The sequence below is a fragment of the Burkholderia sp. LS-044 genome, from assembly GCF_004803625.1.
In the GTDB taxonomy this organism is placed as follows: Bacteria; Pseudomonadota; Gammaproteobacteria; order Burkholderiales; family Burkholderiaceae; genus Burkholderia; species Burkholderia cepacia.
Map to the genome: position 1 here is coordinate 127,583 of NZ_SSWO01000004.1, position 23,335 is coordinate 150,917.

At 65.8% G+C, this 23,335-nt stretch carries 26 protein-coding genes and 4 tRNA genes; 13 read left to right on the forward strand and 17 right to left on the reverse strand.

Going from position 1 to position 23,335, the window contains the following annotated elements:
- The first annotated feature begins 121 nt into the window (after positions 1-121).
- From minC to E9536_RS11920, 4 genes are all read left to right on the forward strand, one after another.
- Positions 122-901 carry a septum site-determining protein MinC gene (gene minC, locus E9536_RS11905; protein ID WP_059695888.1) on the forward strand — a complete coding sequence of 260 codons (780 nt, stop codon included), beginning with the start codon at positions 122-124 and terminating at the stop codon, positions 899-901.
- A gap of 59 nt (positions 902-960) precedes the next feature.
- Positions 961-1,776: a septum site-determining protein MinD gene (gene minD / locus E9536_RS11910; protein WP_027788114.1), complete on the forward strand. Its 816-nt coding sequence runs from the start codon at positions 961-963 to the stop codon at positions 1,774-1,776.
- Between the two features lie 12 nt (positions 1,777-1,788).
- Positions 1,789-2,043, forward strand: coding sequence for a cell division topological specificity factor MinE (minE, locus tag E9536_RS11915; protein WP_006486661.1), 255 nt, complete (start codon positions 1,789-1,791; stop codon positions 2,041-2,043).
- Positions 2,044-2,203: 160 nt separating this feature from the next.
- On the forward strand, positions 2,204-2,605 hold the full coding sequence (locus E9536_RS11920) for a YXWGXW repeat-containing protein (protein WP_059695887.1): 402 nt from the start codon (positions 2,204-2,206) through the stop codon (positions 2,603-2,605).
- A gap of 116 nt (positions 2,606-2,721) precedes the next feature.
- Here the strand turns inward: E9536_RS11920 and E9536_RS11925 are convergent, their stop codons facing one another.
- Positions 2,722-4,281 carry a chloride channel protein gene (locus tag E9536_RS11925; protein WP_059695987.1) on the reverse strand — a complete coding sequence of 520 codons (1,560 nt, stop codon included), beginning with the start codon at positions 4,279-4,281 and terminating at the stop codon, positions 2,722-2,724.
- Positions 4,282-4,451: 170 nt separating this feature from the next.
- On the opposite strand from E9536_RS11925, the gene waaC reads away from it, so the two are divergent.
- The gene (waaC, locus tag E9536_RS11930) at positions 4,452-5,450 is read left to right on the forward strand and encodes a lipopolysaccharide heptosyltransferase I (protein ID WP_136469897.1); all 999 of its coding nucleotides are present in this window, start codon (positions 4,452-4,454) and stop codon (positions 5,448-5,450) included.
- 19 nt (positions 5,451-5,469) lie between these two features.
- Here the strand turns inward: waaC and E9536_RS11935 are convergent, their stop codons facing one another.
- From E9536_RS11935 to rph, 9 genes are all read right to left on the reverse strand, one after another.
- A complete protein-coding gene (locus E9536_RS11935; protein ID WP_021164136.1) occupies positions 5,470-5,649 on the reverse strand; it encodes a hypothetical protein in 180 nt (59 codons plus the stop codon).
- 104 nt (positions 5,650-5,753) lie between these two features.
- Positions 5,754-7,064: an MFS transporter gene (locus tag E9536_RS11940; protein WP_136469898.1), complete on the reverse strand. Its 1,311-nt coding sequence runs from the start codon at positions 7,062-7,064 to the stop codon at positions 5,754-5,756.
- A gap of 298 nt (positions 7,065-7,362) precedes the next feature.
- Positions 7,363-7,854 carry an energy transducer TonB gene (locus tag E9536_RS11950; protein ID WP_136469899.1) on the reverse strand — a complete coding sequence of 164 codons (492 nt, stop codon included), beginning with the start codon at positions 7,852-7,854 and terminating at the stop codon, positions 7,363-7,365.
- 334 nt (positions 7,855-8,188) lie between these two features.
- Complete coding sequence (locus tag E9536_RS11955) at positions 8,189-8,482, reverse strand: hypothetical protein (protein WP_027788108.1); 294 nt, start codon at positions 8,480-8,482, stop codon at positions 8,189-8,191.
- A gap of 233 nt (positions 8,483-8,715) precedes the next feature.
- Complete coding sequence (locus E9536_RS11960; RefSeq protein ID WP_027788107.1) at positions 8,716-9,111, reverse strand: hypothetical protein; 396 nt, start codon at positions 9,109-9,111, stop codon at positions 8,716-8,718.
- 142 nt (positions 9,112-9,253) lie between these two features.
- Positions 9,254-9,341, reverse strand: a tRNA-Ser gene (locus tag E9536_RS11965).
- A 44-nt stretch (positions 9,342-9,385) separates the two neighbouring features.
- The gene (gene hemW, locus E9536_RS11970) at positions 9,386-10,600 is read right to left on the reverse strand and encodes a radical SAM family heme chaperone HemW (protein ID WP_027788106.1); all 1,215 of its coding nucleotides are present in this window, start codon (positions 10,598-10,600) and stop codon (positions 9,386-9,388) included.
- A 34-nt stretch (positions 10,601-10,634) separates the two neighbouring features.
- Positions 10,635-11,261, reverse strand: coding sequence for an RdgB/HAM1 family non-canonical purine NTP pyrophosphatase (gene rdgB, locus E9536_RS11975; RefSeq protein ID WP_021164128.1), 627 nt, complete (start codon positions 11,259-11,261; stop codon positions 10,635-10,637).
- Between the two features lies 1 nt (position 11,262).
- Entirely contained in the window at positions 11,263-11,994 is a 732-nt protein-coding gene (gene rph / locus E9536_RS11980) for a ribonuclease PH (RefSeq protein WP_059695881.1), read from the reverse strand.
- Between the two features lie 173 nt (positions 11,995-12,167).
- Between rph and E9536_RS11985 the strand changes: the two genes are divergently transcribed.
- The 4 genes from E9536_RS11985 (at position 12,168) to E9536_RS12000 (ending at position 16,555) form a co-directional block, all read left to right on the forward strand.
- Positions 12,168-13,091, forward strand: a complete 924-nt coding sequence (locus E9536_RS11985; protein ID WP_059529547.1) for a YicC/YloC family endoribonuclease — start codon at positions 12,168-12,170, stop codon at positions 13,089-13,091.
- Between the two features lie 88 nt (positions 13,092-13,179).
- Entirely contained in the window at positions 13,180-13,863 is a 684-nt protein-coding gene (gmk, locus tag E9536_RS11990; RefSeq protein WP_027788102.1) for a guanylate kinase, read from the forward strand.
- A 58-nt stretch (positions 13,864-13,921) separates the two neighbouring features.
- The gene (gene rpoZ / locus E9536_RS11995) at positions 13,922-14,125 is read left to right on the forward strand and encodes a DNA-directed RNA polymerase subunit omega (protein WP_006025620.1); all 204 of its coding nucleotides are present in this window, start codon (positions 13,922-13,924) and stop codon (positions 14,123-14,125) included.
- 63 nt (positions 14,126-14,188) lie between these two features.
- Positions 14,189-16,555 (forward strand): bifunctional (p)ppGpp synthetase/guanosine-3',5'-bis(diphosphate) 3'-pyrophosphohydrolase, encoded by a 2,367-nt coding sequence (locus E9536_RS12000; RefSeq protein ID WP_021164124.1) that lies wholly within the window; start codon positions 14,189-14,191, stop codon positions 16,553-16,555.
- Positions 16,556-16,745: 190 nt separating this feature from the next.
- Here the strand turns inward: E9536_RS12000 and E9536_RS12005 are convergent.
- From E9536_RS12005 to E9536_RS12015, 3 genes are all read right to left on the reverse strand, one after another.
- Positions 16,746-16,822: transfer RNA gene (locus E9536_RS12005), tRNA-Arg, on the reverse strand.
- 60 nt (positions 16,823-16,882) lie between these two features.
- Positions 16,883-16,959: transfer RNA gene (locus E9536_RS12010), tRNA-Arg, on the reverse strand.
- Between the two features lie 66 nt (positions 16,960-17,025).
- A tRNA-Arg gene (locus E9536_RS12015) sits at positions 17,026-17,102 on the reverse strand.
- A gap of 129 nt (positions 17,103-17,231) precedes the next feature.
- Between E9536_RS12015 and greB the strand changes: the two genes are divergently transcribed.
- Positions 17,232-17,795 (forward strand): transcription elongation factor GreB, encoded by a 564-nt coding sequence (gene greB / locus E9536_RS12020; RefSeq protein ID WP_136469900.1) that lies wholly within the window; start codon positions 17,232-17,234, stop codon positions 17,793-17,795.
- A gap of 77 nt (positions 17,796-17,872) precedes the next feature.
- On the opposite strand, the gene E9536_RS12025 is transcribed toward greB, so the two are convergent.
- Both E9536_RS12025 and E9536_RS12030 read right to left on the reverse strand, forming a co-directional pair.
- Positions 17,873-19,018 (reverse strand): porin, encoded by a 1,146-nt coding sequence (locus E9536_RS12025; protein ID WP_060083963.1) that lies wholly within the window; start codon positions 19,016-19,018, stop codon positions 17,873-17,875.
- A gap of 499 nt (positions 19,019-19,517) precedes the next feature.
- On the reverse strand, positions 19,518-19,784 hold the full coding sequence (locus tag E9536_RS12030) for a hypothetical protein (RefSeq protein WP_027788099.1): 267 nt from the start codon (positions 19,782-19,784) through the stop codon (positions 19,518-19,520).
- A 399-nt stretch (positions 19,785-20,183) separates the two neighbouring features.
- Between E9536_RS12030 and E9536_RS12035 the strand changes: the two genes are divergently transcribed.
- Both E9536_RS12035 and E9536_RS12040 read left to right on the forward strand, forming a co-directional pair.
- On the forward strand, positions 20,184-20,387 hold the full coding sequence (locus tag E9536_RS12035) for a cold-shock protein (protein WP_011351289.1): 204 nt from the start codon (positions 20,184-20,186) through the stop codon (positions 20,385-20,387).
- Between the two features lie 141 nt (positions 20,388-20,528).
- On the forward strand, positions 20,529-21,668 hold the full coding sequence (locus E9536_RS12040) for an exonuclease domain-containing protein (protein ID WP_136469901.1): 1,140 nt from the start codon (positions 20,529-20,531) through the stop codon (positions 21,666-21,668).
- Positions 21,669-21,686: 18 nt separating this feature from the next.
- On the opposite strand, the gene E9536_RS12045 is transcribed toward E9536_RS12040, so the two are convergent.
- Together E9536_RS12045 and E9536_RS41390 are read right to left on the reverse strand one after the other, a co-directional pair.
- Positions 21,687-22,280 (reverse strand): chorismate mutase, encoded by a 594-nt coding sequence (locus tag E9536_RS12045; protein WP_060174687.1) that lies wholly within the window; start codon positions 22,278-22,280, stop codon positions 21,687-21,689.
- A 223-nt stretch (positions 22,281-22,503) separates the two neighbouring features.
- Entirely contained in the window at positions 22,504-22,608 is a 105-nt protein-coding gene (locus E9536_RS41390; protein ID WP_162269111.1) for a chorismate mutase, read from the reverse strand.
- A gap of 240 nt (positions 22,609-22,848) precedes the next feature.
- Between E9536_RS41390 and E9536_RS12050 the strand changes: the two genes are divergently transcribed.
- Complete coding sequence (locus E9536_RS12050; RefSeq protein WP_136469902.1) at positions 22,849-23,238, forward strand: DUF2946 domain-containing protein; 390 nt, start codon at positions 22,849-22,851, stop codon at positions 23,236-23,238.
- The last annotated feature ends 97 nt before the right edge of the window (positions 23,239-23,335 follow it).

The following is a 23,335-nucleotide window of genomic DNA, read 5'->3' on the forward strand; positions in this document are numbered from 1 at the left end:
CGCTTGCCAGCCTGCTTTCCGGTTGCGCGCCCGCCCGGGCCGCTGCAACCCGGTTCCCCAAAAATAATGGCCGCGCGCGTGGACGCCTGTAAAATACGCAAAAAATTTTTGCAGAGTGTCCATGTCGCTTAAAAAATCGCCATTCTTCGAGCTGCGCAGCGGATCGGTCGATACGTTGCTGTTCACCGTGAAGACGACCGATCTCGATGCGTTGCGTACCGAACTGGTCAAGCGCTTCGAAGCGACTCCCGAGTTTTTCGCCGACGATGTCGTCGCGATCGACGTCCGCCGCCTGGCGGACGGCGAACGCGTCGCGCTGGCGGACATCCGCCAGATGCTGAACGACGTGCGGATGCGCCCGGTGGGTGTCGTCGCGCTGGCCACGCAGGGCTGGGCGGGGGAAGCCGGTCTGCCGTTGCTCGAGGCGCGCGATCGCCGCGCGCCGGCCGCGAAACCGGCCGAGGGCGCGGAGGCGTCGCCGGTCGCCGAGGCCGTCGTCGCTGCAGCAGCCGCGGCGGCGCCCGAGCAGGCGTCCGAATCGGTGCCGGTGTCGAACCAGCCGGGCGGCCAGACGCTCGTGATCGACCGGCCGTTGCGTTCGGGGCAGCAGATTTACGCGAAAGGAGACCTCGTGGTGCTCGCGCCGGTCAGTCACGGCGCGGAGATCATCGCGGAAGGCAATATCCACATCTACGCGCCGTTGCGCGGCCGCGCACTCGCGGGCGTGCACGGCAATCACGACGCGCGCATTTTCTGCACGTGTCTCGAGCCGGAACTGATTTCGATCGCGGGTATCTATCGAACAACCGAGAACCCGTTGCCCGCCGATGTACTGGGGAAAGCGGTGCAGATCCGGCTCGAAGAGGAAAAACTGATGATTGAACCGCTGCGCCTGACGTAATACACGCGGTGCGCTCCGGATCGATCGGCTCTCATTGACGAACACAGGGTATTGGGTAAATGGCAAAAATCATCGTGGTGACCTCGGGCAAGGGCGGCGTGGGCAAGACGACGACGAGCGCGAGCTTTGCGTCCGGTCTCGCGCTGCGCGGCCACAAGACGGCCGTGATCGACTTCGACGTCGGCCTGCGCAACCTCGATCTCATCATGGGCTGCGAGCGCCGCGTGGTGTACGACCTCGTGAACGTGATCCAGGGCGAAGCGAACCTGAACCAGGCGCTGATCAAGGACAAGAAGTGCGAGAACCTGTTCATCCTGCCGGCGTCGCAGACGCGCGACAAGGATGCGCTCACGCGCGAAGGCGTCGAGAAGGTGCTGAACGACCTCACCGCGATGGACTTCGAATACATCGTCTGCGATTCGCCGGCCGGCATCGAGGCGGGCGCGCTGCACGCGATGTACTTCGCGGATGAAGCGCTGATCGTCACGAACCCGGAAGTGTCGTCGGTGCGCGACTCCGACCGCATTCTCGGCATCCTGTCGTCGAAGACGAAGCGTGCGACCGAAGGCAAGGATCCGATCAAGGAACACCTGCTGATCACGCGCTACAGCCCGAAGCGCGTCAGCGAAGGCGAGATGCTGTCGCTCGAGGACATCAGCGAGATCCTGCGCATCAAGCTGATCGGCGTGGTGCCCGAGTCGGAAGCCGTCCTGCATGCGTCGAACCAGGGCTTGCCGGCCGTGCATATCGACGGCACCGACGTGGCGGAAGCGTACAAGGACGTCGTCGCGCGCTTCCTCGGTGAAGACAAGCCGCTGCGCTTCACCGATTACCAGAAGCCGGGCCTGCTGCAGCGCCTCTTCGGCAGCAAGTAACGGAGGCCGCCAATGTCCATCCTTTCGTTTCTCCTCGGTGAGAAGAAGAAGTCCGCATCGGTCGCGAAGGAGCGCCTGCAGCTCATCATCGCGCACGAGCGCGTCGGCGGCCGCCCGCCGGCGGATTACCTGCCGGCGCTGCAGAAGGAGCTGGTCGCGGTCATCTCGAAGTACGTCCATATTTCGAACGATGACATCCGCGTGAGCCTCGAGCGCCAGGACGATCTCGAAGTCCTCGAAGTGAAGATCGAGATCCCGCAGGCCTGAGTGCTACCTGTGTCCCTCCGCACGGCGGCACTCGCCGCCGTGCGCGTCTTACGCCCTGTTGCACTTTCGGGCACGCCGTAACACGGCGCCTGTCGGCCGTTATCGGTCCTCCCGCATTGAACGAATACGCTCGCGTAACTTGTTCAACCTGGAGGTTGTGATGGCTGTCTCTACTGTTCAACGTCGTATCGTTTCGCTCGCCCTGCTTGCCGCGAGCCTGTCAGCCGTCGTCGCGCCGCTTGCCGCGCATGCGGACGAGATTCTCGTCGGCACACCCGTGATCGCGCCGCAGGGCCGCGTGGTCGTCGCCGAGCCGGTCGCCGTGCGCACCGAGGAAGTCGTCATCGTCGCGCCGAATGCGCCGCCGCCGGTGCGCTACGAGGTCGTGCCGGCCGCGCGCGTGGGCTACGTGTGGGATCGCGGGCACTGGCACTGGGAGCATGGCCGCTACGTGTGGATCGGCGGCCACTGGGAGGCCGAGCGCGTCGGCATGCAATGGGTGCCGGGCCATTGGGACCAGCGCGGTCCGAACTGGTTCTGGACCCGTGGCCACTGGGCGTGATGGAGGCGGGCGATGAAAAGAACCGCAATCGCCATCGCGCTCGTCGCGATCACGCTGGCCGGGTGCATCGTCGTGCCGGCGCGGCCCGTGTACTACCGGCCGGCACCCGTCGTGATCTACTGAGCGTCGCGCGGGCCGGGCTGCGCCGCGCCGTTGGTCCCGGCCGCGGCCGGCTCGTCGTCGTGCGGCGCCGGCGCATCGGCGGCGCCTTCGGTCGGTGCGGCGGCGGGCGGTACTTCACCACCTTCGTCGCGCAGCGTGTCGAGCGGGTCGGCGGGCGCGGCGGCCGCATCCTGCGGCTCGGTGATGCCGGTTGCCACCGTCGTGCTCGCCGCGGCTGCCGCGGCCGGTTCCGCGGCCGCGACGGGCGGCGCGAGATAGCGCAGCGCGAGCGTTTCGTAGAGCGGCGGCGCGAAGAAGCGCGATACGCGGCTCGACACCAACGCGGTGGCCATCAGCGAAATCACGAGTGCGTGACCGTTGATCATCTCCATCACGATCACGAACGACGTGATCGGCGACTGCGTGACGGCCGCCATATAGCCCACCATCGCGAGCGCGATCAGCATCGGCAGGCTCATGTTGCTGAACACGACGTGCAGCAGGTTGCCGAACCCTGCGCCGATCGACAGCGACGGGGCGAAGATCCCGCCGGGGATGCCCGGCAGGTACGATGCGACCATCGACACCATTTTCAGGAACGGGTAGAACACCGACAGATGCTGGCTGCCGTCGAGCAGGCCGCGTGCTTCGGCATAGCCGCTGCCGAAGGTCGTGCCGCCCGATACGAGGCCGACGACGGCGATCGCGAAGCCGCACAGCGCGGCGAACGCGATCGGCCGCTCGCGATACAGGCCCAGCAGTCGCGCGGGCAGCCAGCGTCCCGTGTTGAGCAGCAGCCAGCAGAACAGCCCGCCCGCGATTCCCGTCACGATCGCGGTGACCAGCACGGCGAGCGCCAGCAGTTTCGGGAAATGGGGGCCGGCATCGATCGTACCGAAATACGTGTAGTTGCCGTTCAGGCCGAGCGCGACGACGCCGGCGAGTATGATCGCGGTGATCAGCACGCCGCTGGCGCGCGCGGAGAAGCTGCGCGTCAGCTCCTCGATCGCGAACACGATCCCGGCGAGCGGCGTATTGAACGCGGCCGACAGCCCGGCCGCCGCGCCGGCGAGCACCAGCTGGCGTTCGATCTGCGCGTTCGAGCGCGGGTAGAAGCGCCGCAGGTTGAACATCAGCGCCGCGCCGACCTGCACGGTCGGCCCTTCGCGGCCGATCGTGAAGCCGCCCAGGATGCCGAGGAACGACACCAGCACCTTGCCGAACAGGATGCGCAGCGTCAGCAGCCGGGAGCCGAACGCGCTCGGGCGCGCATGCAGCGTCGCGATCACCTGCGGGATGCCGCTGCCCTCGGCGCCGCGGAAGAAGCGGCGCGTGATCCATACCGACACAGCGGCGATTGCCGGCGTCAGCAGCAGCGGCAGCCACGCGGCGTGATCGCGCATCGTGCGGAAGCTTTCATAGCCCCAGTCGATCAGTCGCGCGTAGAGCACGGCCGCGAGGCCGACGACGATCGCGCCGAGCCAGAAAACGCCGTACTGGCGCCAGATTCTCAGCGAGCGTCGCGTGAGGGCGGGAAACAGGGCGGGAAGGGCGGCAAGAGCGGGGCGTGGCATCGGCGGGGCCATCGGGCAAAGGAGACATTATAAAAAGGAACCGGGGTCGCACAGTGGGCGACAGGGTTTCGCAAGCTTGTAGCATTTCGTTGCAAATGTAATTCAGGAGTAATGTTCGCGGCGGGTATCCGTCGTTAGCATCCCCAAATGGCTCGCTCTTCCCCGCAAACGTGAAACGCATCCTCATCGTGAAAGTGACGTCGCTCGGCGACGTCGTCCAGACGCTGCCTGTCGTCGCGGATCTGCATCGCGCCTTTCCCGGCGTAACGGTCGACTGGGCGGTGGACGAATCGTGCGCGGAGGTCGTGCGCTGGCATCCGGGCGTCAGCCATGTCCTTTGCGCGCCGCTGCGCCGTTTCAAGAAGATGCGCAATCGCGGCGACCTGAAGGCGATCTCGGCGTCGATCAGCGCGCTGCGGGCGCACCGCTACGATGCGGTGATCGACCTGCACGGCGTCTACAAGAGCGCGATCATTTCGCTGCTGGCGCGCGCCGCGCGCCGCGTCGGCTACCAGACGCAGGATCTCGGCGAAACGGGCGCACGCTTCGCGTATTCGCATCGCTTCGGCCCGCGGCCGGATTGCGATGCGTGGCACGGGATGCGCGTGAGCGCGGGCGAGGCGCTCGGTTACGCGCCCGAGGGTGTCGCCGCGTACGGCATCGTCCCGCCGCAGGACGCGAACTTGCCGACGGCCGTGACCGACGGCGCACCGTTCATGCTGTTGTTCCATGCAACGTCCAACCCCGACAAGAAATGGCCGGCCTATCACTGGGCCGCGCTCGCCACGCAGATGATGGCGCGCGGCGTGCGCGTGCTGTTGCCGTGGGGATCGGCTGCCGAGCACGATGACGCGCAGGACATCGCCGCGCGCGCGCCGGGGGCGGTCGTGCTGCCCGCGATGACGGTGCGCGAACTCGGTGCGGCGCTTGGCCGGGCTGCGCTCGTGGTGGGGGTCGATACGGGGTTCGTGCACATGGCGCACGCGTTGCAGCGGCCGACCGTGATGATTTTCGTCGCGACGTCGCGGCACCATTGCGGGATCGGCGGCGCGCCGAATGCCCTGTCCATCGGCGAGCCGGGCGCGATGCCGTCGGTCGAGGAGGCGCTGGACGCGATCGATACGGTCTGCCCGGCCTACGGCGCGCGGCGCGCGCGACTGACCGCCTGACGAAGCGGGGCGGGCCGGTTCAGGCGAGCAGCGCCTCGACCGTGACGACGGCGGCGATCGCCGCCAGGTTCGCCAGCAGCGCCTCGAACACGAGGCCGCGCCACGTCTTCGGCCGGAAGCGCAGCGCGAGCAGGAGCGCGCCACCGAGCGCAAGCGCGAGGATCAGGACGAGATCGGCATTGCCGAGGCGGATGTTCATGGCGGCGGCTCCTTCGGGGCGGGATCCCGGGGGCGCGCGGCGACGCACCCGGGATCGAGTATAGGCAGCGCCGGCCACCGCGCAACCCGGGTCGCCCCGGAGACTCAGACGAGCGACGCGTCGCGCGTTTCGCGCATCAGCAGCACGCCGATCAGGCTGATGGCCGCCGCAACCGATACATATCCGCCGACCCACGACAGCCCGCCGCGCGCCGCCAGCAGTTGCGCGATGTACGGTGCGATCGACGCACCGAGGATCCCGCCGAGGTTGTACGCGACCCCCGCGCCCGTATAGCGGACGTTGGTCGGGAACAGTTCCGGCAGCAGCGCGCCCATCGGCGCGAACGTCACGCCCATCAGGAACAGCTCGATCGTCAGGAACAGCGCGACGAGCGGCATCGAGCCGCTGCCGAGCAGCGGTTCCATCGCGAAACCCGACAGCAGCGCGGCGATCGCGCCCACGACCAGCACCGGTTTGCGGCCGAAGCGATCGGATGCCCACGCGGACAGCGGCGTCGCGAGTCCCATGAACACGACCGCGAAACACAGCAGGCCGAGGAAGCTCTGGCGCGGAATATGCAGCGCCGACACGCCGTACGACAGCGAAAACACCGTCGAGATATAGAACAGCGTGTAGCAGACGACCATCGCGAGCGCGCCGAGCAGCGTCGGCTGCCAGTGTTGCGTGACGAGGGTCGCGACCGGCACGCGTACGCGCTCGTTGCGATCGAGCGCGGCCTGGAACGCGGGCGTTTCGGTGATCTTGAGTCGCACGTACAGGCCGAGCGCGACGAGCACTGCGCTGACCAGGAACGGGATGCGCCAGCCCCAGCTGCGGAACTGCTCGTCCGACAGCGACAACGCGAGCGCGAAGAACAGGCCGTTCGACATCAGGAAGCCGACCGAGGGCCCGAGCTGCGGGAACATGCCGAACCAGCCGCGCTTGCCCTGCGGCGCATGCTCGGTCGCGAGCAGCGCGGAGCCGCCCCATTCGCCGCCGAGGCCGATCCCCTGGCCGAAGCGCAGCACGCACAGCAGCACCGGCGCGAGCGTGCCGATCGCGTCGTAGCCGGGCACGAAGCCGATTGCGGTGGTGGATACGCCCATCACGAGCAGCGACGCGACGAGCGTCGATTTGCGCCCGATGCGGTCGCCGAAGTGCCCGAACAGGAACGAGCCGATCGGGCGCGCGATGAATGCGATGCCGAACGTGACGAACGCGGACAGCGCCTGTGCGGTCGCGGAGCCGTGTGGAAAGAATACGGGGCCGATGACGAGCGCGGCAGCCGTTGCGTACACATAGAAATCGTAGAACTCGATCGCGGTGCCGATGAAGCTCGCGAACACGATGCGCCGGTGGCTGACGGCGCCGGCCGAACCGGTTGCGTGTGCAACGGTCGGGGGGGATGCGGACATGGATGTCTCCGTTTTGTCGTTGGGGCGGTCGGCTGGGCGTGCGGTCGGGCAGGCAGGTGGACGCCTGCCGGGGAGCAGCCGAGCGGATGATGCGGTAGCGGCGTGGACGCGCGCCATGGCGCGGACGTCACCCGCCGGTCGACGATGGAGACGGGTACGTCGCCGCCGCCCGGTGCCGGCGTGGTCGGCTCGCATGCCGGGTGGGGCGCACGAACGCGCGCGCGGCGTGATGGCCGCGCGATTGCGGAAAATTATAGCCAGCGCTGCCGCGCACCGGCAATCGCGGTGCGGCGGCCGGTCAGTCGATCGATTGCGCCTGCGCCGACGCGGTGCTTTGCAACTGGAAGTGGCCGTCGTCGTTGAAGAGCCAGCCTTCCATCATTTCGAGCCGGCCGTTGCCGTCGAGCAGCCGCGACGGTGGCGGCGGCAGCGGCGCCGAGCGGCGCAGCGACGCGAGCGCGAGCGCTTCCGCTTCGCTGTCGCCGTTGCTGCGATAGACGGACGCGTTGACGAGCCGGCCGCTGCCATCGACGGTGAAGGCCACGACGACGAGCGAACGGAGCATGGCCTGCGGCGTGCCGTGCAGCAGGCCGGACGGATTGCGTTCGGCGACACGCTGCGCGACTTCGACGCGGTATTGGTCGAGGCTGCCACTGCGTGTGATCGACGGAATCGTCAGGATCGAGTGCAGCGACGGAGGCGGCGTGATCGTGCACGCCGCGAGCATGGCGACGACGGCCAGTGCAACTGCACGCAGCCGGTCGACGCGCGAACGGGAACGGGGGCGCATGGGAGGCTAGCCAGAAGTGACTATAAAAAAATGATAGGCGCACGGGCGCGAGCCGGCATCGGGAGAAACGCATAACGGTCGATGCCGGGTGTCGCGATCGCTGATGGCGAGGCAGCCTGCGCCCGCGTATCGCGATGTGACGTGACATGTGACGGCACGCTCGCGCGGCTGCCGCACGTCCGCATCCCGGTGCGCGTGTTGCACGGTTGAAAGCAAGGCGAGGAACGCGACCGGCGCGCAGGCGCTTGGAGATGGTTCGGCAGCGCGCATCCGTCGCCGCGGGCAGCACCGCGGCGGATGCCCGCGCAATCGTCAGCGACGCGTGTCGCCCGGTTCAGAAACCGTGCGTGACGAGTGACAGGACCGACAGGTCGGGGTGCGTGCCGTCGATGATGCTCTTGCCGACATGCACGGCTTCGTGGACGGCTTCATCGAGGCTGGCGAAGCTTTCCTCGCCGTCCGCATGGAACGGTACCGCGTGGCCGGGTAACGCGGGATTCGCGCCGGGATGGCATACGTAGCCGGTGTAGGTATAGCGCGTGTCGCTGCCGGGCACGGCAGCCGGCACGACATGGACCTCGAAGCCTTCGTAATCGACGTGTTCCGTCGGTATCGACAGTTCGGTCATGGCGATCTCCGTGTACCGCACGCAGGGGTGGCGCGCGCGGCATCGAGTACGCGGCGGCGGTTGTGTCGCCGTGTTGATCGAATTCTAGGTGATCGAGCGGCTGGCCGGGAGGCTTCCGGCGCGGTGCGGCGCGATGACGGGCTGCTGCCCGTGCCGGTGGCTCGGATGCCGCGCGAGAGCCCGGCGCGAACGCACGTGCCGTTTCGACGAACGGGTTCGCGCGCGGCGCTGCATCATTGTTTGCAGCGGGCGTCCTTGCGCTGCACGACGATGATCACCGGGTATTTCTGGCCGTGGTCGAGCTCCACGCGTGCCACGACGGTGAGCGTCGCCGGATCGGAATCGTCGTACACGCTCACCTGTTCGTTGCGCAGGTAGGTCACGCCGGTGCAGTTCGACGTGCGTCCGTCGTCTCCCACCTTGCACTGGAGGTCGTTGTCTTTCAGGTAGTTGTACGGCGACGGGCTCGCGAGGTATTCGCTCAGGCCGCGCGGCGAGCCGCCGACGCCGGACACGTATGCGATCGCGCACGACGCTTGCGCGTCGCTGCCGGACGCGGTGTCGGCTGCCGCGTGCGTGCTGACGGCCGCGAGCAAGGCGACGAGCGACGAGACGATGAGGGGCTTCATGACGTGGGTTTCCCGTTTCGCGAATCGGAGCGCCGGATTGTAACGGCATCCGGCGGGACGCGTCGGAACGTGGGGGAAAGCCGTGCGAGAACCAACAAAAAACCCCGTCATTCGCTGAATGGACGGGGTTTGGCAAACTTCCTGGCGGAAGCGGTGAGATTCGAACTCACGGACAGTTTCCCGTCGCCGGTTTTCAAGACCGGTGCCTTAAACCGCTCGGCCACGCTTCCACACGAGGCGGCATTGTAACCGAAATGCCGCGATCTTCATGCCCTCAATCGTCGCGCAGGAACAATTCCTGCAGGTCGTTGAGGAAACGCTGGCCGAGCGGCGTCGGCGCGATCTGCGCGAAATCGCGTGCGATCAGTCCGCGCCGTTCCGCTTCCTGCAGTGCCGGCTCGATCGTGCTCATCGGCAGGCCGGTGCGCTCGGCGAAGCTGTGCACGGGGAAGCCCTCGACGAGCCGCAGCGTGTTCAGCATGAACTCGAACGGCAGGTCGCGCGCGCCGACTTCACGCTCTTCCTGCACGGCCGTGCCGGCCATCGCCTGCTCGATGAAGGTCGCCGGATGCTTGTAGCGTGCCTGCCGCAGGATCCGGTTCGGGAACGACAGCTTCGTGTGCGCACCCGCACCGATCCCGAGATAGTCGCCGAAACGCCAGTAGTTCAGGTTGTGCTTGCACTGATGATTCGGCTTCGCATACGCGGACACTTCGTAGCGCCCGTAACCGGCCTCGGCCGTACGTGCGTGAATCCATTCCTGCATGTCGGCCGACGCGTCGTCATCGGGGACGACCGGCGGGAACTTCGCGAACAGGGTATTCGGCTCGAGCGTCAGGTGATACAGCGACAGATGCGGCGGCGCGTACGACAGTGCGGTTTCGATGTCGGTACGGCATTCGTCGAGCGTCTGGTTCGGCAGCGCGAACATCAGGTCGAGGTTGAAGTTGTCGAAGTTCTTCGCGGCGATCTCGACGGCCGCGCGCGCCTGCGCGGTGTCGTGAATCCGGCCGAGCGCCTTCAGGTGCGTTTCGTTGAAGCTCTGGATGCCGACCGACAGGCGGTTCACGCCGCTCGCGCGGAACTGCGCGAACTTCGCGGCCTCGAACGTGCCCGGATTCGCCTCGAGCGTGATCTCGGCATCGGCGTCGAGCGGCAGCAGCGCGCGCACGTCGGACAGCATCCGGTCGAGGCCGGCGGCCGACAGCAGGCTCGGCGTGCCGCCGCCGATGAACACCGTATGCACCTGCCGGCCCCACACGAGCGGCAGCGCCTGCTCGAGATCGGCGCGCAGCGCGTCGAGATACTCGGTTTCCGGAAACCGTTCGCCTTTCCACTCGTGCGAGTTGAAATCGCAGTACGGGCACTTGCGCACGCACCACGGGAAATGCACGTACAGCGCGAGCGGCGGCAGCGACGTGAGCCGCACCTGGCCGGGCGACGTGAAGGTCGCCACGACGCGTGCGCCGGTTTCCGCGGCCTGGCTCATGCAACCTCCCGCAGCGAAGGGGTATCGGGCATGCTCATGCCTCCTCCGCGAGCCGCGCCAGCAGCGCCTTCAGCGCCAGCGCGCGGTGGCTGTGCGTGTTCTTCACGGCCGGTTCGAGTTCGGCGGCCGTCGCGCCGAGCGAAGGCAGATAGAAATACGGGTCATAGCCGAATCCGTGCTCGCCGCGCGGGGTATCGACGATCTCGCCCGCCCAGCGCCCTTCGGCGAACAGCGGCTCGGGGTCGTCGGCATGGCGCACGAGCGCGAGCACGCAGCAGTAGTATGCGCGCCGGTCGTCGACGCCGCGCAGCTGCTCGACGAGATACGCGTTGTTCGCCGCATCGCCCTTGTCGCGGCCCGCGCGCTGCGCATAGCGCGCCGAATAGACGCCCGGCGCGCCGCGCAGCACGCGCACGCACAGGCCCGAATCGTCGGCGATCGCCGGCAGCCCGGTGAGCCGCGACGCGTGACGCGCCTTCGTCAGCGCGTTCTCGATGAAGGTGCCGAACGGCTCGTCCGCCTCGGGCACCGCGAGGTCGCCCTGCGGGACGATCTCGATGCCGACCGTCGAGAACAGCGCGGTGAATTCGCGCAGCTTGCCGGCGTTGTTCGACGCGAGGACGATGCGCGACAGCGGCGCGATGGTGTGGTCGTCCGGCATGTCAGGCGCCCAGCACGTCTTTCTGAAGCTGCACGAGTTCGGCGATCCCGCCTTGCGCGAGGTCGAGCAGCGCGTTCATCTCGGCGCGCGAGAACGGCACGCCTTCGGCAGTGCCCTGGACTTCGACGAAGCCGCCGGCGCCCGTCATCACGACGTTCATGTCGGTATCGCAGCGCGAATCTTCCGCGTAATCGAGGTCGAGCACGGGCGCGCCCTCGTACACGCCGACCGAGATCGCGGCGACGTGGTCGGTGATCGGCGAGCGCGTGAGCTTGCCGGCCGCGATCAGCGTCGACACGGCGTCGTGTGCGGCGACGAATGCGCCGGTGATGCTCGCCGTGCGCGTGCCGCCGTCGGCCTGGATCACGTCGCAGTCGATGTGGATCGTGCGCGGGCCGAGCGCCTCGAGGTCGAACACGGCGCGCAGCGCGCGGCCGATCAGGCGCTGAATTTCCTGCGTGCGGCCGGTCTGCTTGCCGCGTGCGGCTTCGCGGTCGCTGCGCGTGTGCGTCGCGCGCGGCAGCATGCCGTATTCGGCGGTCAGCCAGCCTTGCCCGCGGTCGCGCAGGAAATCGGGCACGCGTTCGGAGACGCTCGCGGTGCAGAGCACCTTGGTGTCGCCGAATTCGACCAGCACCGAGCCTTCGGCGTGTTTCGTGTAGTGGCGCGTGAGGGCGACCTTGCGCAGTTCGTCGGCGCGGCGGCCGCTCGGGCGGGAAACGGAGGACGTCATGTGGGAATCGCGGAACGAGAGGAAACCCCGATTTTAGCGCCGAACGGCGGGCTTGCCCGGCGGGGTGGTTCCCAAAAATGGGATAATGCGCGCTTCCCGCCCCGCGCTTTCCGATGCGCCGGGCGCCTCGACATATCCCCGCCCGCGAGGGCACCCAGACGGCGAGACGAACCATGATCTACAGCATGACGGGCTACGCGAGCGCGACGCGCGAACTCGCGACGGCCACCGGTAACGGCGGCACCAGCGTGTCGGTCGAACTGCGCACCGTGAACTCGCGCTTCCTCGACCTGAATTTCCGGATGCCGGACGACGTGCGCGCGTGCGAACCCGCGCTGCGCGAAATGCTGATGAACAAGCTGTCGCGCGGCAAGGTCGACATCCGCATCAACCTGCAGCGCGGCGAGCAGAGCATCGGCGCCGGCGCGCTGAACCAGTCGGCGCTCGGCCAGCTCGCCGAACTCGAGCGCTCGGTGCTGGACACGTTCCCGGGCGTCGGCCGCCTGCGCGCGGGCGAGATCCTGCGCTGGCCCGGCGTGATCGCCGAAAGCGGCGTGTCGGCGGAAGCGATCCGCGACGCGGTGCTCGCGTGCGGCAAGGAAGCGATCGGCGAACTCGTCGTCGTGCGTTCGCGCGAAGGCGCGCAACTGGCGACGATGCTGCTGTCGAACGTCACCGAGATGGAAGCGATCGTCGCGCGCATCACGCCGCTCGTGCCGGAGCTGATCGCGAAGCATCAGCAGAAGATCGTCGAACGGCTGCAGGAAGCGCTCGGCATCGCGGCGCCCGAAGGCAGCGCGACGATCGTCACGCGCGAGGAAGCCGCGGAGCGCATTCGTCAGGAAGTGACGATGTACGGGATCCGGATCGACATCGCGGAAGAGCTGTCGCGTCTCACCGCGCACCTGAACGAAACGCGTCATGTGATCGAGAAGGGCGGCCGCGTCGGCAAGCGTCTCGACTTCATGATGCAGGAACTGAATCGAGAAGCAAACACGCTCGGCTCGAAGGCGGCGGCGAAGGAACTGGCCGACGCATCGATGGCGCTCAAGCTGTTGATCGAGCAGATGCGCGAGCAAGTGCAAAACCTGGAGTAACAGAGATGAAACGACCCCCACGCTCACTATGTTCGCTGCCCCCCGAGGGGGCGGCCAGCCTCCTTGGGGCTGCCCGGCGGAGGCAGTCATGACCGATTCCCATCGCGACGTCCACGCGTCGCATTCGCTGCACGGCGGCGTCTATCCCGGCAACCTGTTCATGGTCGTCGCGCCGTCGGGCGCCGGCAAGTCGACGCTCGTGAACGCGCTGCTGTCGAAGGACAACGACATCTGCCTGTCGATCTCGTACACGACGCGCAAGCCGCGCCCGGGCGAGCAGGACGGCCGGCACTATCACTTCACGACGGTCGAGGATTTCCGCGCGCGTCACGCGGCGCACGAATTCCTCGAGAGCGCGGAAGTGCACGGCAACTACTACGGCACGTCGCGCGTCTGGATCGAAGAGCAGATGAAGAACGGCCACGACGTGCTGCTCGAGATCGACTGGCAGGGCGCGCTGCAGGTGAAGAAGCAGTTCCGCAACGCGGTCGGCATCTTCATCCTGCCGCCGTCGCTCGACGCGCTCGAGGAGCGCCTGAAGAAGCGCGGCCAGGACGAGCCGAACGTGATCACGCGCCGACTGCTCGCCGCCGGCAGCGAGATCGCGCACGCGTCGGAAGCGGAATACGTGGTGATCAACGAGAATTTCGAGCGTGCGCTCGCGGAGCTCGAATGCATCGTCGCCGCCACGCGCCTGCGCTTTGCTTCGCAGTACGCGCGACACACGGAGCTGTTCATCGAGCTCGGCATCCATCTGCCCCACGCGGAATGACGCGGGGGACGAGGGACATAAGGTAGAATAAGGACTATATTCAGAAGGAATTACCAACATGGCTCGCATTACCGTCGAAGACTGCCTGAAGCAAATCCCGAACCGCTTCGAACTGGCGCTCGCCGCCACCTATCGCGCGCGGCAGCTCGCGCAAGGCCATACGCCGAAGATCGAAAGCCGCGACAAGCCGACCGTCGTCGCGCTGCGCGAAATCGCTGCCGGCCAGGTCGGCGTCGAGATGCTGAAGAAGGTGCCGGTGTAACGCGCATCCGGCCCGTTCCAGCCATGTAATCCACGCGCGCAACGACTCGACCTGGAGGCGAATATGAGCACCACCCCATCGTCCGCCTCCGCGGATTCGACCACCGAAGCCACGGCCCAGTCGCCTGCGCGCCAGTACATCGACGCGGTCCTCGAACAGTCCTTCCGGCATCTGTTCGGGCCGACCGCCACACCGGAGCAGCCGCGCAAGCACGGCGTCGTTTCGATTGCGAAACTGACGGCCGTGCTGGCCGAGTATCTCGCTCCGGAGGAAATCAAAGAGGTCAAGGCGGCGTTCCACTTCAGCGACGAAGCCCACCTCGGTCAATATCGCCAGAGCGGCGAACCCTACATCACCCATCCCGTCGCCGTCGCGGAAATCTGTGCCGGCTGGAAGCTCGACGCACAGGCCGTCATGGCAGCGCTCCTGCACGACGTGATGGAAGACCAGGGCGTGACCAAGAGCGAGCTGGCCGAACGGTTCGGCCCGAAGGTCGCCGAACTGGTCGACGGCCTGTCGAAGCTCGACAAGATGGAGTTCCGCAGCCGCGAGGAAGCGCAGGCGGAAAACTTCCGCAAGATGCTGCTCGCGATGGCACGCGACGTGCGCGTCATTCTCGTCAAGCTCGCCGACCGCCTGCACAACATGCGCACGCTCGGCGCGGTGCCGATGGAAAAGCGCCGCCGCGTCGCGCGCGAGACGCTCGATATCTACGCGCCGATCGCGCACCGCCTCGGGTTGAACAACACGTATCGCGAGCTGCAGGACATGAGCTTCGCGAACTTCAACCCGCATCGCTACGCGACGCTCGAGAAGGCCGTCAAGGCGGCGCGCGGCAACCGCCGCGAAGTGATCAGCAAGATTCTCGAGGCCGCGCAGCGCGCGATGGCCGACGCGAAGATCGACGCCGAGATCACCGGCCGCGAAAAGACCATCTACAGCGTGTACCGCAAGATGCGCGACAAGCAGTTGTCGTTCTCGCAGGTGCTCGACGTGTACGGTTTTCGCGTCGTCGTCGACAGCCCGCTCGACTGCTACACGTGCATCGGCGCGCTGCACGCGCTGTACAAGCCCGTGCCCGGCAAGTTCAAGGACTACATCGCGATCCCGAAGATCAACGGCTATCAGTCGCTGCACACGACGCTCGTCGGTCCGTTCGGCGCACCGATCGAGTTCCAGGTGCGCACGCGCAAGATGCATGAGATTGCCGAGGCGGGGGTCGCCGCGCACTGGCTGTACAAGAACGGCAGCGCCGATCTCAGTGACGTGCAGAAGCGCGCCCACCAGTGGCTGAAGTCGTTGCTCGACATCCAGAGCGAAGCCGGCGATTCGAGCGAATTCCTCGAGCACGTGAAGATCGACCTGTTCCCCGATGCGGTCTACGTGTTCACGCCGAAGTCGAAGATCATGGCGCTGCCGCGCGGCGCGACGGCGCTCGATTTCGCGTATTCGATCCACAGCGATCTCGGCAACCAGTGCGTGGCCGTGAAGATCAACAACGAACTGCTGCCGCTGCGCACCGAGCTGAAGAGCGGCGACATCGTCGAGGTGATCACCGCGCCGTATTCGAAGCCGAACCCCGCATGGCTCGGTTTCGTGCGTACCGGCAAGGCGCGTTCGGCGATCCGTCACTACCTGAAGACGATGCGCCTGAACGAGTCGGTGCAGCTTGGCGAGCGGCTGGTCGACCAGAGCCTGAAAGGCTATGGTCTCGCGCTGGCCGATGTCGAGCCGGAGGTGTGGGAGAAGCTCGTGCAGTGGACGGGCAACAAGAGCCGTCAGGAAATCTTCGCGGACATCGGCCTCGGCCGTCGCGTTGCCGCGGTGATGGCCAAGCGCATCGAGGTGCTGATGAGCGGCCGCGACGCGGACGACGATCTGCCGAAGTCCGAGCGGCATCCCGCGCATCATGCGCCGCCGGTCGTGATTACCGGCACCGAAGGGATGTCCGTGCAGTTGTCCGCGTGCTGCCGGCCGATTCCGGGCGACGCGATCATGGGCTACATCGGCATCGGCCTGGGGATGGCGATTCATACGACCGATTGCCGCGTGGCGCAGCGGATTCACCGCCGCGATCCGGGCCGCTGGATCGACGTCGAATGGGCGCCGCAGCCGGGCCGCCTGTTCGATGTCGCGGTGAAGGCGCTCGTGAAGAACACCAAGGGTATCTTTGCGCGCGTGGCGGCGGACATCACGTCGGCCGACGCGAACATCGTGCATATCGCGATGGACGAGGATCTGACGCACGAATCGACGGTACTGCGCTTCGTGATCCAGGTCAGCGACCGCGTGCATCTCGCGAACGTGATGCGGCGCGTGCGGACCAATCCGGACGTGATGCGGATCATGCGCGAGCGTTCGACCGACGACGGCGCGCATGCGCGCCATGACGGCGGCATGCGGATCGAGCGCGAGCGGCAGGATTATTGACGCTTGCCAGCACAAGCGGGCGATTGATCGACGGCGGCCAATATGGCCGCCGTTTTCATTTGTGCGGTACGAAGAGCGAACGTGCGGCGTGGCTGGACAAGGGCGCCTGTAACCGGGCCGTGTCGTGAGCAAGGGAAGAGGGGCGGGCGGAAAAGAAAAAGGGCTTTCCCGGAGGAAAGCCCTTTTAAGGTGGCGCGGCTGGCAGGATTCGAACCCACGACCCCTTGGTTCGTAGCCAAGTACTCTATCCAACTGAGCTACAGCCGCACGCAAAACGGTACTGCTTGACTGTCGGAACCTTCTGCGATGGGAAGGCCCCCAAAAAAGTGGCGCGGCTGGCAGGATTCGAACCCACGACCCCTTGGTTCGTAGCCAAGTACTCTATCCAACTGAGCTACAGCCGCACGCAAAACAAAACTTCTACTGCTTCGAACTGAAAGGGCCTTCGGTTCGGAAGGCCCTCGAAAAAGTGGCGCGGCTGGCAGGATTCGAACCCACGACCCCTTGGTTCGTAGCCAAGTACTCTATCCAACTGAGCTACAGCCGCACGCAGAAGCGAAATTATAGCAGGGTTGTATAAAAAGGGAAGCCTTATTCGCGAATTGTTCTGCGCGGCCTTGCCGGGGCCCCCATCGTGTACCCTTGGAGCATCAGTCATCCACGTTGAATCTGCATCATGAACAAGGCGTTTGTCAAAGAGTCGGACGGCGACGACGACGATCTCGACCAGGCCCAGCCCGCGATCCCGGCGGGCGCGAAGAACTACATCACGCCGGCCGGCCACAAGCGGCTGAGGGACGAACTGCTGCACCTGATCGACGTCGAGCGTCCCGAGGTCGTGCGGCTCGTGTCCTGGGCCGCATCGAACGGCGACCGGTCGGAAAACGGCGACTACATCTACGGCAAGCGACGGCTTCGCGAGATCGATCGCCGCATCCGCTTCCTGACGAAGCGGCTCGATCTTGCCGAAGTCGTCGATGCGAGCCGGCAGGAGAATGTCGACCAGGTGTTTTTCGGTGCAACGGTCGATTACGAGACGCCGGACGGCCAGGATCATACGATCACGATCGTCGGGATCGACGAGGTCGATCTGGATCGCGGCTGCGTCAGCTGGATTTCCCCGGTTGCGCGTGCGCTGATCAAGGCGAAGATCGGCGATACCGTCATGCTGATGACGCCGGCCGGCCCGCAGCCGATCGACGTGCTCGACGTTCGCTACCCGCCGCGGGACAACGCCTGACCCGATGCAGTCCGGCAAAGAAAAAGCGCCCCGACGGGGCGCTTCGTCATCCGGCATGCAGCGGATGTGCCGGTCGCTCAGAAGCGATGGCGCATGCCGGCCGTGACCGCGATCTGCTTGTTGGTCGATGACGCGGCGCCCAGACCGTTGATGTTGGCGCCGAGGTCGAGGCCGTCGTTGTTGACCTTCTGGAACTCGCCCTGCAGGTAGACGTCGGTGCGCTTCGACAGCGCATAGTCGGCTTGCAGGTTGAACTGGTGCCAGGTCGGCTTGTCGCCGGCCAGGCGGCCCTGCGTGTACGTGTAGGAGCCGGCAAGCGACAGCGCCGGTGTCAGCGCGTAGCGGCCGTTGAGTTCGTAGTTGCTGAAGCGCGCGGTTCCGCCGAGGCCCGTGATGCCACCGGACACGCCGGACTGCCCTGCGCTGATTGCGCGGATGCCGGTGAGGCGCGTCTGCGTGAACACGAAGCCGACCGTGGCCGGGCCGAACCCGTAGTTCAGGCCGGCGCCCCAGGTGCGTTGCACGCGCGAGGCGAAGGTCCAGTCGCCGGTCACTGCGCCCGGGTCGGTCGCGGCCTGCGCGAGCGCGTTCACATCGCTGTTCAACTGCAAGTAGGCCGCGGCGAAGTTGAAGCCCAGGTAGCTGTACGACACGCCGCCGCTATAGGCGCGGTTGTTCGCGAAAGACGTCGAGTTCGAGAACCCGTACAACGCACCGAACTTGAGTCCGCCGTAGTTCGCGCTCTGATATTTGACCGAGTTGTTGATCCGGAACGAGTTGTTCAGGTTGTCGTTGTCGAACGGGTGAGCGAACTGCGTGCCGCCGTACTGGGTGCCGGTCAGCGACAGCGGCCCGAGATAGTCGACGACGCTGTCGTACTGCCGGCCCAGCGTCAGCGAACCGTAGCTGTTGTGTGCGAGACCGACAAACGCTTGCCGGCCGAATTCGCGGCCGTTCTGCTTCAGCGCGCCGTTATTGATGCCGAAACCATTTTCCAGCGTGAAGATCGCTTTCATGCCGCCGCCGAGATCTTCGGTGCCGCGCAAGCCCCAGCGGCTGCCGTTGACCGAACCGCTCGTTTCCTGCCAGGCGCTGTGGCCGTGCTGATTGTTCGTGTAGGTGATGCCGGCGTCGATCAGGCCATAGAGCGTCACGCTGCTCTGGGCATGGGCTGCCGTAACGAATACACCCGACAACGCGGTGACGATCAGAGTTTTTTTCATGGATCTGTCTCCAAACAGGATGATGTCGATCGAACCTGCTGCGGACTGGCATGTTGTGCTTGACGCTGCGGCCGGTCCGGCAGAGCGGCGGTGCGCTTTTCAAAAAGCCATCTGCAGTGTAAGGAGTGCGTGGAGCGGGGATGGGGCGCGCTTTAAGCAATAATGTATTTTGGAATCCGCAAAGATCTAGGGGGAAGCGCAAACGGTTGTCCAGCAAGGGTTTGCGGCGATGCAGCGAAAGAAAATGGCGCTCAGGACTGCGTAACGGACGTTGCGCGATCGCGACAGGTAATCACCAGCAGGCGACGGCGGTCATAGCGCGATTATTGACACATCGGCAATAGAGGTTTGTGTGGAGCATGGATAATGAAAGGTTGTTCTCTCGCTATACTGCGATCTCTGCTTTCCGAAGCAGACTTTTTCGTTGACGGAAAAGATCTCCAAACCTTTGTCGGCGCGACTTCCCAGTCGCGCTTTTTTTTTGCCCCGCCGCTGCGCGCTACTGCGTGTACGAGCGCCGCTTGCGCTTGGCCGCAGGCGCGGCCTCCTTGGCTTCGTTCGGGGGCGGCGTGTATGTCCAGTCTTCCATCACGTAGTGACGGGCATCGAGGGGCGATGCAAGCAGGTTCTGCCAGTGATCGCCGTGCCAGGTCGTATCGAACTCGGTGTCGCACGGCGCTTCGCGCGCGGACTCTGCCAGGGCGCGGGACTTGCGGCGTACGCGCCCAAGCCGGCTCGCGAAGCGCTTGATTCCGTCCAGCCACATGACCTTCTCCTTCCTTCCGGCGTTGGATGAGCATCGCAATGTCCCCGCATTTCTGCAACCCGGAAAAAACCCGAGGATTTTACCGAGGCGATTTGTCCCCGGTAGAAATTTCGTGGCCGAGATTATCGGAGCTCCCACCCCGGTAATGTTGACAGGTTTTTGACTCGAATCAATTAATAAAAGGCGATGGTGTACCGATTCCAATGCCATTAGCACTATTTTGATAAAACGATCATCAAAAATTTTCTTGACGCACCCGGATTGTCCAATTTATAAAGTCAGCACTCCGTCCTCGGGCGGCGTGCTGGTGCTGGTGCAGTTGCTGGCGCGATGTTTCGGGATTTCGGGAAACGGCTATAAAAATAGCTTCTTTGATCTAATCGAGTGGGGAACGAAGACATGGATACCGGTATCGTGAAATGGTTTAACGATGCTAAAGGTTTCGGCTTTATTACGTCGGACAATGGTGGTGAAGATTTGTTTGCGCACTTTTCCGAAATCAAGATGGACGGCTTCAAGACGCTGAAGGAAAACCAGCGTGTTTCGTTCGACGTGAAAGTCGGGCCGAAAGGCAAGCAGGCAGCGAATATCCAGGCCGTCTGACGCGCCACGCATTGCCGATCACGTCCGGCCCCCGCATGGCGGGGGCTTTTCATTTTCCGGGGACGGAACAATACGGTTCGGGCTGGCCGCGAACAGGGATGCCGGTGCATACTCACGGAAGCATCGTTTCCCAGTCTTTTCATGTCCGATTTCCCCTGTCCGTCCGATCCGGCCAGCGAACAGCCGCTCGTTTTCGTCGACCTTGAAACCACCGGCGGCTCGCCCGCCGAACACCGCATCACCGAAATCGGCGTGGTCGAAATCGGCCCGCTCGGCGTGTCGACGTGGACGACGCTCGTCAACCCGGGGCAGTCGATTCCGCCGTTCATCCAGCAACTGACGGGTATTTCGGACGAGATGGTGCGCGACGCGCCTTCGTTCGCATCGCTGGCGCCGGCCTTGTTCGAGCGGCTCGACGGCAAGCTTTTCGTCGCGCACAACGCGAGCTTCGACCGCGGTTTCCTGCGGGCCGAATTCGAGCGCGCAGGTTTCGCGTTCAATCCCGACGTGCTGTGTACGGTGCGGCTGTCGCGTGCGCTGTTCCCGCGTGAAGCGCGGCACGGGCTCGACGCGTTGATCGAGCGCCACGGCCTCGTGCCGGCTGCGCGCCACCGGGCACTGGCGGATGCCGACCTCCTGTGGCAGTTCTGGCGCCAGTTGCACGACATCGTGCCGCTCGAGCGGCTGCGCGACCAGATCGCGCGCACGACGCGCCACTTCCGTCTGGGCGGCGACCTGACCGAAGCCTGGCTCGATACCGCGCCGGCCGGGTGCGGGGCGTACGCACTGTTCGGGGAGGGCGACGCGCCACTGTACGTCGGCCGCAGCGTACGCGTGCGGCAGCGGCTGCGCGCGTTGTTGACGGGAGAGCGTCGGTCGTCGAAGGAAATGCGGCTTGCGCAGCAGGTACGGCGCGTTGAATGGCGCGAGACGGGTAATGAACTGGGGGCGATGCTCGCAGAAGCGCAATGGATCGCCGGGCTGCGTCCGTCGTACAACCGGCGCCCTGCGGCCGACACCGCCCGTACCGGCAATGCACCCTGGCCGTTCGAAGGCGCCGTTGCGTTCGAGGCAAGCGGCGAGCGCCGCCTGTTTCATGTGATCGATGGCTGGCGCTATCTCGGCGTCGCGGAATCGCTCGACGCGGCCGCGCGGCTCGCGGCCGACGGGGCAGCCGGCGCATTCGAACCCTTCACCCACCGCCTGCTGCAGACGCATCTCGCGCGCGGCCTGCAACTGATTCCGCTCGCCGCACTCACGCCTGCGGGCCAAGCGGGTTGACCCGGCGCGACCGCCGTATCAGCCGATCGCGCTTGCGCCGCCGGCCGAGCAGATGTGCGACAACGCGGTGTCGAGCGCTTGCGTCTGCGTGGAGTCGTAGCGCGTGAGCGTCTTCCAGTTCGCGATGCTGCGGGCGAGTCGCGCCTGACAATCAGGCGCATCGCGCAGCGGTGCAACCTGCGTGAGCCCCGTGAGCATTTTCTGCGTCAGCCGGTCGAGCGCCGGGCGCGTGCTGGTCGCGAGATCGGGAGGCGTGCCTTCGGGCGGCCGCGTCGTGCGCCAGGTTGCGAACAGGGCGTTCTGCACATCCTTGCTCGCCGCGATCTGATCCTCGAAGAACGTCCGCGCGAACGCGGGATCGACGCCGGCCTGTGCCGCGCGCTTCCCGACCGATTCGAGCAGCGCCGCTTCGCGCGGGCGGTCCTCGATTGCCTTGTGATTCGCCCATTTCCATCGGGCCACCGGCTCAGCGAGCGCGAGGCGCTGCGACGCGAGTGCGACGATGTTGGTGAGGGCGGTGTCGTCGCCGTCTGCAACGGCGATGCGCGGGGACGAAAAGAGGGCGACGCCGAGCGCGGCGACAGCGACGCTGGCACGAATGGCTTGCTTCATCGGAACGATCGGGAGAGCCGGGTGGGCCGGACGTGGAAAACCAGAAGGATAGACGAAGACAGGCGCGCGGCGTAGCGACGCGACAGAGGAATCAGCAGGCGAGCTGATCCAGCACCGTCAGGCTGTTGCGGCCCGGGTGCGAGGCGAGTTGCGCGCGATGCGCAATGATGAACCGCACGATAGCGATGATCGACACGTGGCGGTTACAGAACCGAACAGGCGTTCACTTCGGCGAGTACAGCTTGTGCTGCTCGTCGAAGAATGCCCGTACGTGGTCGGGCAATTCGGCGAGGAATTCCACGCCGACGGGTTCCGGATCCGGGCTCATCACTTGCTCCGGCGGTGGCATGCGAGTTGGTCTTTCGTCCATGGTCATTTCTCCAGCAGGTTCGATGATTATCATCCTCGCGCTTGGATTTATGCCAGTGGCGAATCGTTAGATTTTGTCTCTGTTGTATTAACGGCACATGCGCTCGGACGCGCGCTGCGATGCCGACTATCGAGTCGTGCGGAATCGGCAACAATCGGGCCGCTTGTTATACTTGCGCGCACTTTTTCCTGCACCGCGATGAAACGAACGATGCGATGGATCGGCCTCGTATGGCTGGCGCTGGTACTGAACGTACTGTCGCCCGTCGTCGGCTATGCGCGTCTCGCCTCGACCGGCTCCGGCGAGCTCACGCTCGAGTTGTGCAGTGCAGCGGGCGCCCGCCAGATCGTGCTCGCGCAGGCCGGCGGCGATCACGATGCGCCGTCGTTCGACCATGCCGGCGTGCCGCACTGCATGTACTGCCCCGGCTTCGCGGCGAACGTGGCGCTCGGTACGAGCCTGCCCGCGCTGCCGGGTTTCGTGCGGACGTTCGCCTACCGCGCGGCAGCACCCGTCATTCCCGATTGCCCCCGCAAGGGTATCCGTCTCGCGCAGCCCCGCGCGCCGCCTGAAAACGCTCCGATCTGATTGATGTCGTCCGCGCGCCCCGGTGGCGCGCGTGCCGCTCGCGGCCGGGCCGCGTGCCGCGCCGTCCGTGCGTGGTGCGCGCGCTCGTGTCCGGCGG

Coding starts and splice junctions, on each gene's coding strand:
- minC (WP_059695888.1), top strand. CDS start 122: ATGTCGCTTAAAAAATCGCCATTCTTCGAGCTGCGCAGCGGATCGGTC.
- minD (WP_027788114.1), top strand. CDS start 961: ATGGCAAAAATCATCGTGGTGACCTCGGGCAAGGGCGGCGTGGGCAAG.
- minE (WP_006486661.1), top strand. CDS start 1,789: ATGTCCATCCTTTCGTTTCTCCTCGGTGAGAAGAAGAAGTCCGCATCG.
- E9536_RS11920 (WP_059695887.1), top strand. CDS start 2,204: ATGGCTGTCTCTACTGTTCAACGTCGTATCGTTTCGCTCGCCCTGCTT.
- E9536_RS11925 (WP_059695987.1), bottom strand. CDS start 4,281: ATGCCACGCCCCGCTCTTGCCGCCCTTCCCGCCCTGTTTCCCGCCCTC.
- E9536_RS11935 (WP_021164136.1), bottom strand. CDS start 5,649: ATGAACATCCGCCTCGGCAATGCCGATCTCGTCCTGATCCTCGCGCTT.
- E9536_RS11940 (WP_136469898.1), bottom strand. CDS start 7,064: ATGTCCGCATCCCCCCCGACCGTTGCACACGCAACCGGTTCGGCCGGC.
- E9536_RS11950 (WP_136469899.1), bottom strand. CDS start 7,854: ATGCGCCCCCGTTCCCGTTCGCGCGTCGACCGGCTGCGTGCAGTTGCA.
- E9536_RS11955 (WP_027788108.1), bottom strand. CDS start 8,482: ATGACCGAACTGTCGATACCGACGGAACACGTCGATTACGAAGGCTTC.
- E9536_RS11960 (WP_027788107.1), bottom strand. CDS start 9,111: ATGAAGCCCCTCATCGTCTCGTCGCTCGTCGCCTTGCTCGCGGCCGTC.
- hemW (WP_027788106.1), bottom strand. CDS start 10,600: ATGAGCCAGGCCGCGGAAACCGGCGCACGCGTCGTGGCGACCTTCACG.
- rdgB (WP_021164128.1), bottom strand. CDS start 11,261: ATGCCGGACGACCACACCATCGCGCCGCTGTCGCGCATCGTCCTCGCG.
- rph (WP_059695881.1), bottom strand. CDS start 11,994: ATGACGTCCTCCGTTTCCCGCCCGAGCGGCCGCCGCGCCGACGAACTG.
- E9536_RS11985 (WP_059529547.1), top strand. CDS start 12,168: ATGATCTACAGCATGACGGGCTACGCGAGCGCGACGCGCGAACTCGCG.
- gmk (WP_027788102.1), top strand. CDS start 13,180: ATGACCGATTCCCATCGCGACGTCCACGCGTCGCATTCGCTGCACGGC.
- rpoZ (WP_006025620.1), top strand. CDS start 13,922: ATGGCTCGCATTACCGTCGAAGACTGCCTGAAGCAAATCCCGAACCGC.
- E9536_RS12000 (WP_021164124.1), top strand. CDS start 14,189: ATGAGCACCACCCCATCGTCCGCCTCCGCGGATTCGACCACCGAAGCC.
- greB (WP_136469900.1), top strand. CDS start 17,232: ATGAACAAGGCGTTTGTCAAAGAGTCGGACGGCGACGACGACGATCTC.
- E9536_RS12025 (WP_060083963.1), bottom strand. CDS start 19,018: ATGAAAAAAACTCTGATCGTCACCGCGTTGTCGGGTGTATTCGTTACG.
- E9536_RS12030 (WP_027788099.1), bottom strand. CDS start 19,784: ATGTGGCTGGACGGAATCAAGCGCTTCGCGAGCCGGCTTGGGCGCGTA.
- E9536_RS12035 (WP_011351289.1), top strand. CDS start 20,184: ATGGATACCGGTATCGTGAAATGGTTTAACGATGCTAAAGGTTTCGGC.
- E9536_RS12040 (WP_136469901.1), top strand. CDS start 20,529: ATGTCCGATTTCCCCTGTCCGTCCGATCCGGCCAGCGAACAGCCGCTC.
- E9536_RS12045 (WP_060174687.1), bottom strand. CDS start 22,280: ATGAAGCAAGCCATTCGTGCCAGCGTCGCTGTCGCCGCGCTCGGCGTC.
- E9536_RS41390 (WP_162269111.1), bottom strand. CDS start 22,608: ATGAGCCCGGATCCGGAACCCGTCGGCGTGGAATTCCTCGCCGAATTG.
- E9536_RS12050 (WP_136469902.1), top strand. CDS start 22,849: ATGAAACGAACGATGCGATGGATCGGCCTCGTATGGCTGGCGCTGGTA.